The sequence below is a fragment of the Mycobacterium sp. genome, from assembly GCF_047975165.1.
Taxonomy (GTDB): domain Bacteria; phylum Actinomycetota; class Actinomycetes; order Mycobacteriales; family Mycobacteriaceae; genus Mycobacterium.
Genome location: NZ_JBKECZ010000056.1, coordinates 34605 through 46958 on the forward strand (window position 1 = coordinate 34605; position 12354 = coordinate 46958).

Genomic DNA, 12354 nt, shown 5'->3' on the forward strand with positions numbered 1-12354 from the left:
GGAGAACCTCCGGGTGGGGTGTGGCGGCGCGGGGCTGCGGGGCGCGCGGTTTCGCCCCCTGGCCCCCACCAGGTTCGCCGAGCGTAACGCCAGTGCGAAAATTCACCCGAAAAATCGCACTGGCGTTACGCTCGCGGGGCTGCGGAGCTGCGGAGCTGCGGAGCTGCGGAGCTGCGAGGCTGCGGAGCAGCGAGGCGGGGCGGCCGCGAGGCGGGGCTACGGCTGCTGCGGCCGGGGCGCCCCGTGCCCCCACCAGACTCGCCGAACGTGCAACTACTGCGGAAAATCGCCGAAAAAACCGCAGTAGCTACACGCTCGGCGAAAAGTGGGCTTCCGACGCCCCTCATGGCGCCCCGTGCCCCGTGCCCCGTGCCCCGTGCCCCGCGCCCCGCGCCCCGTGCCCCAATGCCCCGATCTAGCGAGCTAGGCGCGCGGTCGTGTCCAGTGCAACCGCACGTGCTGGCCGGGGCGGACCTGGGCGACTTTGTCGGCGTCCGCGTCGACCACCACCCCGATCACCGGATACCCGCCGGTGATCGGATGGTCCGGCCCCAGGATCACCGGTAACCCGTTGGGCGGTACCTGGATGGCGCCGCGGGTGATGCCCTCGCTGGGAATCTGCCGGTCCGGCCGGCGGTGCTCGATGGGACGGCCCTCGAGGCGTGTGCCCACCCGATCGCTGCGGTCGGAGGCCATCCACACGGTATGCACCAGGGCGTCGGGGTCGACGAACCAGTCGTCGCGCGGCCCGGGTGTGACCGCGAGCTCGACGATGTGCCGGGCGATCGTGGCGACCGGGGCATGGTCGAGCTCGGGGTAGGCGTCGGTGCGGTCGCCGATGGGGACGACGTCGCCGGCGTGCAGCGGCGACGGTCCGATCGCCGACATCACGTCGTAGCTGCGCGAGCCGAGTACCGGGTTGGCGCAGATGCCGCCGCGCACGGCGAGATATGTGCGCAGCCCGGATTTTGGGGTGCTCAGGGAGATCACCTGGCCGTCGCGGACGTGCTGGATGCTATTGGTGCCGAAGTTGACGCCGTCGACGGTCGGGTCGGTGTCGGCGCCGGTCAATGCGATGTCGACGTCGCCGCCGCTGACTCGGGCCGAAAAGCCTCCGAACATGACTTCGACGGTCGCCCGGTCGTCGGGGTTGGCGACCAACCTGTTCGCCAGCGTGTGGGAGCGCCGGTCGGCGGCACCGGAGCGGCCCACGCCGAGATGGGCCAGGCCGGGCCGGCCGAGGTCCTCGATGACGGCCAGCGGGCCCGGGCGCAGGATTTCCAGATTCGCCATGTCGTTTCCCTTCCCGGGGGCGGTTTCTCAGACCGCGCGGAACCGAACCCGCATGCCCTGGGTGAGCAGTGCCGGGTCGGTTTTCTCGATATCCCACAGGACCGCGTCGGTGCGGCCGATGAGCTGCCAGCCGCCGGGGGATCGGCGTGGATATACGGCACTGAATTCACCGGCCAGCCCCACCGATCCGGCCGGTACCGCGGTTCGGGGTTCCGAGCGGCGCGGGACGTGGAGTCGCCCATCTCCGCCGATCAGATAGGCGAATCCGGGTGCGAAGCCGCTGAAGCCCACCCGCCACCGGGTGCGGGTGTGGGCCTCGATGACGTCGGCGGTGCTCAGGCCGGTCAGAGAAGCGACCTCGGCCAGATCCGGGCCGTCGTACACGACGTCGATAACCACGTCGTCGCTAGCCACCTCGTCGCGGACCCCGTCGTCGCCGACCACGTCGCGGACCCCGTCGTCGCCGACCACGTCGTGCGCCGGGGCGCCGGGGCCGGGTTCGGCACCGGCGGTTACCCGCAACCTGCGCAGCCGTTGCCGGGTCACCCCCTGGAAGCGGGGTCCGGCCAGCTTCACCAAGACGGTGGTCGCTGCCGGCACGATGTCGACGATGCCGGGCATCCGCGCGGCGCGCAGGGCTTGCGTCCAGGCCAAAACGTCGGCGGTGCTGTCGCATTGGAGCATCAGCGCCTGGTCTCCGTAGTCGAAGACGGCGCTCGCCGAATCGGTGTCGCGTGGCATCGCGGTGATCGTCGTCACACTCATGTTCAAACGTTATCGGCGGCGCGGGCGGTGCGGCAGTTATTTTCGAGCTCTGCCAGAGGTGCCTTAACGATTGCTCATGCACCCGCTCGGGTGCCGACCCCTGCGCCGCGATGTCAGTCCAGGATCTTGCCGATCAGCTGCGGCAGGTTGTCTGCGACGACGGGGTAGCTCAACGGCGACGCGAACGCGATCGCGCCGGCCAGTGTCTTGGGGGTGAAGATGTGCCGCCGGCGGGCGGTGGCCTGCGTCGCGGCAACTTCGGGGTCGGCCAGGATGGCCTGCTGTTCCTCGGGGCTCTCGGTCGCCCAGATCACCACATCCGCGGAATCCAGGACGGCTTTGATGTGGCCGCGGGGAATCGTTGCGTGCTGACCGGTGACGTAGGGCTTGATCGCGTCGCAGATCTCCAGGCCCATCTGGTTGAGGAAGTCGGTCTGCCAGCCGGCCGCCGTTGCGACGATCGTGTCCTGCCACAACCGGCCCCGCATCAGCAGGACGCTCTTACCGCGCCAGTGCGGATTCTGTTCCTCGATAGCGGCGAACTCGGCGTCGACGTCGGCGATCAACGACTTCATCTGCTCCGTCGCAAACACCGCCTGGCCGATCGCGGTGGCCTGGTCCTTCCACGGTTCGAAGAACGCGTCGGCGCCCGATTGGGCGATGGTCGGTGCGATCGCCGAGAGCCGGTGATAGGTGTCGATATCCAGGCCGGCGTTGGTCGCCACGATCAGGTCGGGCTCGAGTTTCGCGATCCTTCCGACTTGGATCCCGTTGTCCAGGCTCAGAACTTCCGGTTGTGCGGTGCCGAGTTTGGTTTGCGCCCAGGGCCAGATTGCGAACGGTTCGTCGCCGAACCAGTTGGTCACGGCGATGGGTACGACGCCCACGGCCAGTAGATCGTCCTGCTCGGTGTAGCCGGCGCTCACGACGCGCTCGGGCGGCCCGGTGATCACCGTATTGCCGAACAGGTGGGTGACCGTCACCGTTTCGGGGCCGTGCGTCTCCGGCGCGGGCCTGAGTCTCGAACAACCCGCCAGGGCGGCGGGAGCGCCGACGCCCAGGAGGCCGGCGGCGCCGGCGAATCGCAGGAATCCGCGCCGATTCCATTCCTGCTGCACCGCGTGAGAGTATCGCGAGTCCCCGCGGGCACCGGGCCGCCGGTTGCCGGCTGCGTTGCCCGAGGCCGCCCGCGACGGCGCGAATACTCGGTGATCAGCCGTTTCCCGGTGGCGAACGCACCTCCGCAGGCAAAGGCTACTCACTGATTGCCTTGCGACGGACGTCACATATTGTGAAGGCATGCCAAACCTCAGCAATCTGCCCCGGCAACTCCCCGGCAAGATCCAGCAGTATGCCGAGCGCGGTGCGGCTGAGCTGCACTACGTCCGCAAGATCTTCGAAGCGGGCGGGTTCCGGCTGGAGTCGCCGCTGAAAACGGCGGCGATGGCCGCCGAAATCGCCAAGTGGGGCGAGTTCGGCATGCTGCCGTCGGTGAACGCCAGACGTCACCCCGACCGTGCTGTCGTCATCGATGAGGAGGGCGAGTTCACCTACGGGGAATTCGACACCGCCGCGCATGCGGTAGCCAACGGCCTGATCAAAAAAGGTGTCAAGAGCGGCGACGGCGTCGCCCTCCTGGCCCGCAATCACCGCTGGTTTTTGGTCGCCATGTACGGCGCCGCACGCGTCGGAGCCCGCATCATTTTCCTCAACAGCGAGTTCTCCGGGCCGCAGATCAAAGAGGTCGCCGAACGTGAGGGCGCCAAGGTCATCATCTACGACGACGAGTACGCCGATGCGGTGAGCATGGCCCGGCCGAAACTGGGCAAATTGCGGGCGCTGGGCACCAATCCGGACACCGGCAAACCCTCGGGAAGTACGGACGCGACGCTGGCCCAGCTGATCAGGCGCAGCAGCAAGAAGCCCGCGCCGAAGGTCGGCAAACATGCCTCGGTCATCATCTTGACCAGCGGAACCACCGGCACCCCCAAGGGAGCCAACCGCAGCACGCCACCCACGCTGGCCCCGGTCGGCGGCATCCTGGCGCACGTTCCGCTCAAGGCCGACGAGGTCACCTCGCTGCCTGCGCCGATGTTCCACGCGCTGGGCTTTCTGCACGCGACCATCGGGCTGTTCCTGGGTTCCACACTGATCCTGCGGCGCAGGTTCAAGCCGTCGCAGGTGCTCGAAGACCTGGAGAAGCACAAGGCCACCGCCATGGTCGTGGTGCCGGTGATGCTTTCGCGCATCCTCGATGCCCAGGAGAAGATGGCCAAGAAACCGAATCTGTCCAGCCTGAAGGTGATCTTCGTATCCGGATCCCAGCTGGGTTCCGAACTCGCCTCCCGCGCGATGGCGGATATCGGCCCGGTCATCTACAACATGTACGGCTCGACCGAGATCGCTTTCGCCACCATCGCCGGACCGCAGGATCTGGCGAAGAATGCCTCGACGGTGGGTCCGGTCGTCAAGGGCGTGAAGGTCAAGATTCTCGACGAAAACGGCAAAGAGCTGCCCCGTGGCGGTGTCGGAAGGATCTTCGTCGGCAACGCCCTGCCGTTCGAGGGCTACACCGGCGGGGGCCACAAGCAGATCATCGACGGGCTGATGTCCTCGGGCGATGTGGGCTACTTCGACGAGCACGGCCTGCTGTATGTCAGTGGCCGCGACGACGAGATGATCGTGTCGGGCGGGGAGAACGTGTTTCCCGCCGAGGTCGAGGACCTGATCAGCGGACACCCCGACGTGGTGGAGGCCACCGCCCTCGGCGTCGAGGACAAGGAGTGGGGACACCGGTTGCGGGCCTTCGTGGTCAAGAAGGAGGGCTCCGGTCTCGACGAGGACACCGTCAAGGCCTACGTGCGGGACAACCTGGCCCGCTACAAGGTGCCCCGCGAGGTCGTGTTCCTTGCCGAGTTGCCGCGTAACCCCACCGGCAAGATCCTCAAACGCGAATTGCGCGAGGCCCCCGCCAAAGCCGCGGCCAAGGCTCCGGCTAAGAAGGCTCCGGCCAAGAAGACCCCGGCGAAGAAGGCGGCGGCGAAGAAGGCCCCCGCCAAAGCCGCGGTCAAGGCCCCGGCCAAGAAGGCGGCGGCGAAGAAGGCCCCGGCCAAGAAGGCGGCTGCGAAGAAGGCCCCGGCCAAGAAGGCGGCGGCGAAGAAGGCCCCGGCGAAGAAATCCCCGGGTAAAGCCGCACCGAAGTCTCCCGAGAAGAGTTAGCGCCGACGGTTGCCGGCTACGGATCGCGGGGCAGGCCGAGCAGGCGCTCGGCGATGATATTGAGGTGCACCTCGGAGGTGCCGCCGTAGATCGTGGTGGCGCGGCTCGCGAGCAGGTATTCACCCCATCTGCCCTGCGCCGTTTCGGCGTCGCCGATCGCGGCCTCGGCTCCGAAGGCCGACACGGCGAATTCGGCGTATCCCTGGGCGGTGCGCATCGAGAGCAATTTGGAGATCGCCGCCGACGGCATCGCGTCGCCGCCGGCCAGCGTCAGCAAGGTCGACCGCAGGTTGAGCAACTTGGCGGCGTGCCCCTCGGCGATCAACTGTCCGGCGCGGTGTCGCTCAACCTGGCCGAACTGGCCGTCGCGGACGAACTCGACGAACTGCGGCAGCGTGGCCAGGAAGTTCGGTTCGCTGCTGCCGATCGAAACACGTTCCGCGGTAAGGGTATTGCGGCTGACTTCCCAGCCCCGATTCACTTCGCCGAGCACGTATTTGTCGGGTACGAACACATCGTCGATATAGACGGTGTTGAACATTTCGTGGCCGGTGAGCTCGCGCAGGGGTTTGACCGTGACGCCTTCGCTCTTCATGTCGAGCAGGAAATAGGTGATGCCGTTGTGCTTGGGCGCGGCGGGATCCGTTCGCGCCAGCAGCGCCCCCCATTGCGAGAACTGGGCGGCGGTGGTCCAGATCTTCTGGCCGGTGATGCGCCAGCCGCCGTCGACGCGGGTGGCCTTGGTGGACAGCCCGGCCAGGTCCGATCCCGCTCCCGGCTCGGAAAACAGCTGGCACCAGATCATTTCGCCGCGCAGTGTCGGCGGCAGGAAGTGCTGTTGCTGCTCGTCGGTGCCGAAAGCGACGATGGAAGGAATGATCCACGCGGCGATGCCGACCTGCGGCCGCCGGACTCCGCCGACGGCGAATTCCTGGGCGATGATGACCTGCTCGACGGGACTGGCGGCCCGCCCCCACGGGGTGGGGAGATGGGGCAGCACCCAGCCGGTCTCGGCAATGGCGGTTTTGCGCGCCGCACGGTCCATCTCCTTGAAGGCGGCCACCTCGGCACGGATCTCGGATCGCAGTTTTTCGGTGCCGGGGTCCAGATCGATGTCCACCGTCCGCATGCCGGTGGTGGTGGCCGCCTCCGCCACCCGCTGTGGGTATTGCCCGGTGTGACCCATGCAGGCGGCCAGCATCAGTGCCCTGCGGTAGTACACGTTGGTGTCGTGCTCCCAGGTGAAGCCGATACCGCCGTGCACCTGGATGCAGTCCTCGGTGCAGCGCTGAGCGGCGGCCGGGGCCAGGGTTGCGGCGACCGCGGCGGCGAAGTCGACGTGTGCGCTCTCGGCTGTCTCGCCGGTCTGGCGCGCCTCATCCAGGGCCCGGGCGGCGTCCCATACCGCCGCGGTGGCCCGCTCGGTGTCGGCGATCATCTCGGCGCACTTGTGTTTGATGGCCTGGAACTGGCCGATGGGCCGCCCGAATTGCTCGCGGATCTTGGCGTACTCCGACGCGGTGTCGGTCGCCCAGCGTGCCACGCCGACCGCTTCGGCGGACAGCAGTGTCGTGATCAACGCCCGCGCGGTCGTCATGCTCAGGTTGCCCAGCACGGCGTCGCCGTCGACCTCCACGGCGGCCGCCCGCACGTGGGCGATGGGCCGCAGCGGGTCGAGGCTTCGGGCCGGTTCGATCTCGAGTTGCCCGGCGGGCAGCACGACCCACTCTTCGCCGCCGTCGACGGCCACCGGCAGAACCAGGATCGACGCCTGCGCCGCGGCGGCTACCGCGCGGATTTCGCCGCGGATCACCAGCGAGTCCCGGTGCCGGGTCGCGGACATGGAGGAGTCGAGTGCGTAGGCGGCGATACCGGATCCGGATGCCAGCTCGGCGAGCACCGCGGCGTCGGGGTCGTGAGCGGCGATCAATGCGCTGGCGATCGCCGAGGGAACGAATGGCCCGGGCACCGCGGCGTAGCCGAACTCGGCCAGCACGATGGCCAGTTCGAGGATGCCGTACCCCTGTCCTCCGACGGATTCGGCGAGGGCCATCCCGTGCAGCCCCTGCTCGGCGGCCGCCCGCCAGTACGGCGGGGGATTGGGCGTCGGAGCCTCCATTGCCTCGTGCAGCACCTCCGACGGCGCCACTCGCGCTGCCAGTGACCGCACTGAGGCGGCCAGGTCCTGGTGTTCGGGGGCAATTGCGATCGGCATGGGTCGCCTTCCGTCGGCTTTGCGGCCCGTTTCCGGCCGCACCCGTCAAACCTAACAACCGGTCGGTTGGTTGACGACGTTGGCCAGAGGATCTCCGTCGCGCAGGCGACGGCAGTTGGCGACGGCAGGACGCGGCCGCTGGGTTTTTGGGTTGTCAGGCGCGGGGCGATTCGCGCCGCTTGCTCGCGAGCGTAACGCCACGGCGAAATCCGGCGCGCAAAATCGCAGCCACGTTACGCTCGCGAACCACTCGCAGCCGACGGTCAGGGCCACCGCTTGGAGATCCAGTCGGCAATCATGTCGGCCTGTTGGTCCCGGGCGCCGGGTGTCAGGAAGTAGTGGTCGGCGTCGATCACGGCCTGTGTCTTGTCGGTGCCGGCCAGCGCATCGAAAATGCGTTTGGCGTCCGACGGGAAGACGCCGGTGTCGCCGTCGGCGTTGATCACCAGCGCCGGGCAGTCGATGCGGGCCAGGTGCGGTTCGGCCCGGGTCTGGGCGACCCGCAGGCTCCACATCCCCAGCCAGTTGCGCAGGGTGCAGGCCGCGGCGATGCCCCACGCGGAGCGGTTCGCCTTGACCGGGATGCCCGCGTAGCACAAGTTGGCCGGACGTTTGGTGGGTTCGATGCCGGGGTCGACCATGCGCGGGTCGGCCCAGGTGCGCATCACGGTGAACGGGCGATCGGAGAAACCGGCGGCCCGGACGCGTTTGAGTTCGGCCTCGGCCCAGTCGGTGATGGCGTGGTTGCGGGCCACCTGAGCGGCGCGGTAGCGCTCGACGAACTCCGGCGAGTAGGGCGGGCCGTTGTTCTCGTCGAACAGGTCGAGGTCGGCCGCGGATGCGATGGGATCGTTCTCGTCGACGACGGAGCCGTCCATCCACGCGGTCAGAACGTCCGGGCGCCCCGGGTGGGCGGCGGTGGCGACGTAGCCGTCGGCGGCGAGCAACTCGGTGACGCCGGTGGCCGGATGCATGCCTTCCAGCGGCGTCACGTTGGGGTCGACCGCCTGTGACTGGTAGGCCGACATCAGGGAGCCGCCGCCGGAGTTTCCCAGCAGCACCACCGTGTCCACACCGGCTTCTTCGCGTAGCCAACGCACCCCGACCCCGATGTCGACCAGCGCGTGGTCGAGCAGGAAGTTGCTTTCGTATCCGCGGAACCTGGTGTTCCAGCCCAGGAACCCGATGCCGCGGGCGGCTAGGTATTCGGCGATGTAGTGCTCGGAGAAGTCGATCTGATAGTGGGTGGCGATCATCGCCACCTTGGGCCGGTGCCCTTCGGGGCGGTGATAGAGGCCCTGGCAGGGGTGCCCGCCGGCGCCGGCGCGTCCGGCGGTGGCCGACGGCAGCCCGATGAACTCCTTGGTGATTGCGGTCATTGTCAGCGGTCCCTTTCGCCGTAGATGGCACGGTGGCAGATGTTGGCCAGCGTTGTGATGCAGGCTTCGTCGTCGGGCTCGGTGCCCCGGGTGAGCTGGAGGTAGCAGAACTGGTTGAACATGGCCACGATCGCCTCGGCGATCAGTTGCGGGTCGTCGTCGGTGCAGTATCCCTGGCTCTGGGCGCGTCGCACCGACTCGGCGAGGAAAGAGATCGGTATCTCGCAGATCTCGGCCCAGTACCGCGCGAAGTCGTCGTTGATGATCGCCAGTTGTGACACGCTGATCGCCTCCGCGAGGCGATTGCGGTAGGTGTGCCAGTGGGCGGCGGCGGCCTGATGTGCACGCTCGCGATTGGACAGGCCGTGCTGGGCCGCGGGAAGCGCGCGTTCGGCCGCTTCGTCGCGGAAGCGCAGTGCCCACTGGCGCACCATCGCTTCCTTGGAGTCGTAGTAGTTGTAGAACGAGCCCGCGGACCGGCCGGCTTCGGCGGCGATATCGGCGATCGTGGTCGCCAGGATTCCCTTGCGTTCGACAACGGTTCGCGCCGCGGCGTCGATCGCGGCGTGGGTTCGGCGTCCGCGGTGCGTCGGAAAGCTCGCGGGACGGTCCGCATGTCCGGCCGCGGTAGTCACGTGGCCCACCCTTCCCAAATCTGAATCTGATGTTAGATTCAGGTCTGCATCTTAGATAGGGAGAATCGCGATGATCAAGCCGTACAACACCAACACCGAGTTCGCCCTCGGCGGGATAAACCACGTCGCAATGGTGTGCTCGGATATGGCGCGCACCGTGGACTTCTACAGCAACATCCTCGGGATGCCGCTGATCAAGTCGCTGGACCTGCCCGGGGGCGTGGGTCAGCACTTCTTCTTCGATGCCGGCAACGGCGACTGTGTCGCCTTCTTCTGGTTCGCCCAGGCGGCCGACGGGGTGCCCGGACTCTCCTCGGCGGAATTCCTTCCGGGCCTCGGGGACTTCACCAGCGCAGTGAGCACGATGAACCATCTGGCATTCCACGTGCCGGCCGAGGAGTTCGAGGCCTACCGGCAGAAGCTGAAGGCCAAGGGCGTGCGGGTGGGCCCGATCCTCAACCACGACGAGAGCCCGCTGCAGGTGTCGGCGACCGTGGATGAGGGGGTGTACGTGCGGTCCTTCTATTTCCAGGATCCGGACGGAATCCTGCTGGAATTCGCCTGCTGGGTGAAGGAATTCGACGGCGCCGACGACTCCGTGGTGCCCAGGACGGCCGCCGACCGGCGGCCCGCGGTGGCGGTCGCGAGCTCGTAGCGCCGTCAGCGCGGCCGGTCTTGCAGCGCCGTCAGCGCGGCCGGGCTCGTAGCGCCGTCAGCGCGGCCGGTCTTGCAGCGCGGTTGTGCCGGCGGTTTCGGTGCGGTGAGAACGGTAGAGGCTGGGTTCGGTCAACTCGACCAATATCGAGGCCAGGTGGTCGGCGAGCTGGTCGGGGCCCATGCGGATGTCGCCGGTGAGCCAGGCGTTCAACGTCTGTCCGACGCCGCCGACCGCGAAGTGCGCGGCCGCGGTGACCTGTTCGTTCGCCGGCGCCCGAAGGGCTTCGACGGCGTGGCGGCCGGACAGGACGGCGAACAGGGCGGTGGACTCGGTGCGTTTGCGCATCACCACCGCGTTGGCCAGCTGTGTGCCGAACAGCAGACGCCCGATGCGCGCATCGTCGGCGATGGTCCGCACGACGTTGGCCATTCCGGCGCGCGCCTGGTCGTCGGGGTCGGCGGCGGCCACCGCGGCGGCGGTGGTGGCTGCCAGATCCGCCACCACCCAGTCGAAGACACCGCCGACGAATTCGTCCTTGTCGGCGAAGCTCTCATAGAAGTAGCGCGCCGACAGTCCGGCTTGGCGGCAGACGCCGCGGACGGTGAGCTCGGCGATGTCCTGGTTGTCCGCGCCCAGGAGGTCGAGGCCGGTGTCCAGGAGCTGGTGGCGGCGCAGGCTGGATCGCTCGACCGCCTCGACACCGCGGTACTTGCGCGAACCCGAACGCGCCCTCGAATGCTCACCCGAACCCGTCATGCCCCTCATCTTGACATCCGCGCCGGGATGAGGCCACTATTCAGGAAACGCGCGTTTTCAGAATTGATGGGCGACACTCGAGGAGGCAACGATGCCGGCAGGAACCGCTGGGGCCGCAAAGGCAAAGGCGACGCGCACCGCCCGCGTCGCGAAGAAGCCGGGCACAACCGCCGCCGTCGCCAAGAAGCCGGGCACAACCGCCGCCGTCGCGAAGAAGCCGGGCACAACCGCCCGCGTCGCCACGGACACACTGCCCCAGGTGGAACGCCCGATTTCGGACCCGCCCCGGTCGAATCGGCGCCGCAAGCGGCTGGCGCGCGACTACCGGCTGATGGGAGTGGCGCTGCTGGCCGGCCCGGCCAACGTGATCATGGAGTTGTCATGGCCCGGCGTCGGTCACGGGGTGTCGGAGAGCCGGGTGGAGAGCGGGCGGGTCGACCGTCATCCCGTAAAGCGGGCGCGCACCACGTTCACCTATATCGCGGTGGCCAACTACGGCACCGATGCCCAGAAGGAGGCGTTCCGCCGCGCGGTCAACCACGCGCATTCGCAGGTGCGCTCCCGGGCCGAAGACGAGGTGTCCTACAACGCCTTCGATCCCGAGTTGCAGTTGTGGGTGGCGGCCTGCATCTACAAGGGCGGAATCGACATCTACCGCACCTTCGTCGGGGAGCTCGACGACGAGGAAGCCGATCGGCTCTACCGCGACGGCATGTCCCTGGGCACCACCCTGCAGGTCCCGGCCGAGATGTGGCCGGCCGACCGGGCGGCCTTCGACAAGTACTGGGAAGAGTCGTTGGACAAGGTGCACATCGACGACGCGGTCCGTAAATTCCTCTACCCCATTGCCTCGGTCGCGTTTCTCGGGCGACGCCTGCCCGGCCCGCTGCGTCAGCTGACCGAGGGGACCGCACTGCTGATCACCACCGGATTCCTGCCGCAACGTTTTCGCGACGAGATGCGGTTGCCGTGGGATGCCGGCAAGCAGCGCCGGTTCGACGGGCTGATCGGGCTGATCGGGGCCGCCAACGGTCTGCTGCCGAAGGTCGCCCGAGAGTTCCCGTTCAACCTGATGCTGTGGGATCTGGACCGCCGCATCCGCGGAAACCTCCCGCTGGTCTGACCGTACGACCCGACTTCGGACACGGTCTCCGAGATTCAGCCCGCTTGCTCGCGAGCGTAACGCCAGGGCGAAATCTGTAGCTCGAAATCGCAGCCACGTTACGCTCGCCAACGACTCACAGCCCCTGAACCCCACCGGCGCGAAAAATCGAGGCTGGGTACCAGGCAAAATGTCCGACCTCGGCAGCGCCGGTTCGACGGGCTGGTCCGGCTGATCGGGCTGATCGGGGCCGCCAACGGTCTGCTGCCGAAGGTCGCCCGGGAGTTCCCGTTCAACCTGATGCTGTGGGATCTGGACCGCCGCATCCGCGG

Annotated in this window: 9 protein-coding genes and 1 pseudogene; 3 read left to right on the forward strand and 7 right to left on the reverse strand. The window is 67.9% G+C overall.

Annotated elements, in window-relative coordinates; translation table 11 throughout:
* Positions 1 to 423 precede the first annotated feature (423 nt).
* The 3 genes from ACK5M9_RS06055 to ACK5M9_RS06065 all read right to left on the reverse strand — a co-directional run bounded on the left by ACK5M9_RS06055 (position 424) and on the right by ACK5M9_RS06065 (position 3176).
* Positions 424 to 1293, reverse strand: a complete 870-nt coding sequence (locus ACK5M9_RS06055) for a 5-oxoprolinase/urea amidolyase family protein (protein WP_416892275.1) — start codon at positions 1291 to 1293, stop codon at positions 424 to 426.
* 27 nt (positions 1294 to 1320) lie between these two features.
* On the reverse strand, positions 1321 to 2034 hold the full coding sequence (locus ACK5M9_RS06060; protein WP_416892303.1) for a 5-oxoprolinase subunit B family protein: 714 nt from the start codon (positions 2032 to 2034) through the stop codon (positions 1321 to 1323).
* A 137-nt stretch (positions 2035 to 2171) separates the two neighbouring features.
* Positions 2172 to 3176, reverse strand: coding sequence for an ABC transporter substrate-binding protein (locus ACK5M9_RS06065; protein ID WP_416892276.1), 1005 nt, complete (start codon positions 3174 to 3176; stop codon positions 2172 to 2174).
* A 181-nt stretch (positions 3177 to 3357) separates the two neighbouring features.
* Between ACK5M9_RS06065 and fadD2 the strand changes: the two are divergent.
* Positions 3358 to 5022, forward strand: a pseudogene (gene fadD2, locus ACK5M9_RS06070) (long-chain-fatty-acid--CoA ligase FadD2); the annotation flags it as partial.
* Positions 5023 to 5293: 271 nt separating this feature from the next.
* On the opposite strand, the gene ACK5M9_RS06075 reads toward fadD2, so the two are convergent.
* The 3 genes from ACK5M9_RS06075 to ACK5M9_RS06085 all read right to left on the reverse strand — a co-directional run bounded on the left by ACK5M9_RS06075 (position 5294) and on the right by ACK5M9_RS06085 (position 9506).
* A complete protein-coding gene (locus ACK5M9_RS06075; protein WP_416892277.1) occupies positions 5294 to 7492 on the reverse strand; it encodes an acyl-CoA dehydrogenase in 2199 nt (732 codons plus the stop codon).
* Positions 7493 to 7755: 263 nt separating this feature from the next.
* Positions 7756 to 8871 carry an alpha/beta hydrolase gene (locus ACK5M9_RS06080; RefSeq protein ID WP_416892278.1) on the reverse strand — a complete coding sequence of 372 codons (1116 nt, stop codon included), beginning with the start codon at positions 8869 to 8871 and terminating at the stop codon, positions 7756 to 7758.
* 2 nt (positions 8872 to 8873) lie between these two features.
* The gene (locus ACK5M9_RS06085; RefSeq protein WP_416892279.1) at positions 8874 to 9506 is read right to left on the reverse strand and encodes a TetR/AcrR family transcriptional regulator; all 633 of its coding nucleotides are present in this window, start codon (positions 9504 to 9506) and stop codon (positions 8874 to 8876) included.
* A gap of 70 nt (positions 9507 to 9576) precedes the next feature.
* On the opposite strand from ACK5M9_RS06085, the gene ACK5M9_RS06090 reads away from it, so the two are divergent.
* Complete coding sequence (locus ACK5M9_RS06090) at positions 9577 to 10161, forward strand: VOC family protein (protein WP_416892280.1); 585 nt, start codon at positions 9577 to 9579, stop codon at positions 10159 to 10161.
* Between the two features lie 57 nt (positions 10162 to 10218).
* Here the strand turns inward: ACK5M9_RS06090 and ACK5M9_RS06095 are convergent, their stop codons facing one another.
* Positions 10219 to 10920: a TetR/AcrR family transcriptional regulator gene (locus tag ACK5M9_RS06095; RefSeq protein WP_416892281.1), complete on the reverse strand. Its 702-nt coding sequence runs from the start codon at positions 10918 to 10920 to the stop codon at positions 10219 to 10221.
* A 91-nt stretch (positions 10921 to 11011) separates the two neighbouring features.
* On the opposite strand from ACK5M9_RS06095, the gene ACK5M9_RS06100 reads away from it, so the two are divergent.
* Complete coding sequence (locus ACK5M9_RS06100; RefSeq protein WP_416892282.1) at positions 11012 to 12043, forward strand: oxygenase MpaB family protein; 1032 nt, start codon at positions 11012 to 11014, stop codon at positions 12041 to 12043.
* The last annotated feature ends 311 nt before the right edge of the window (positions 12044 to 12354 follow it).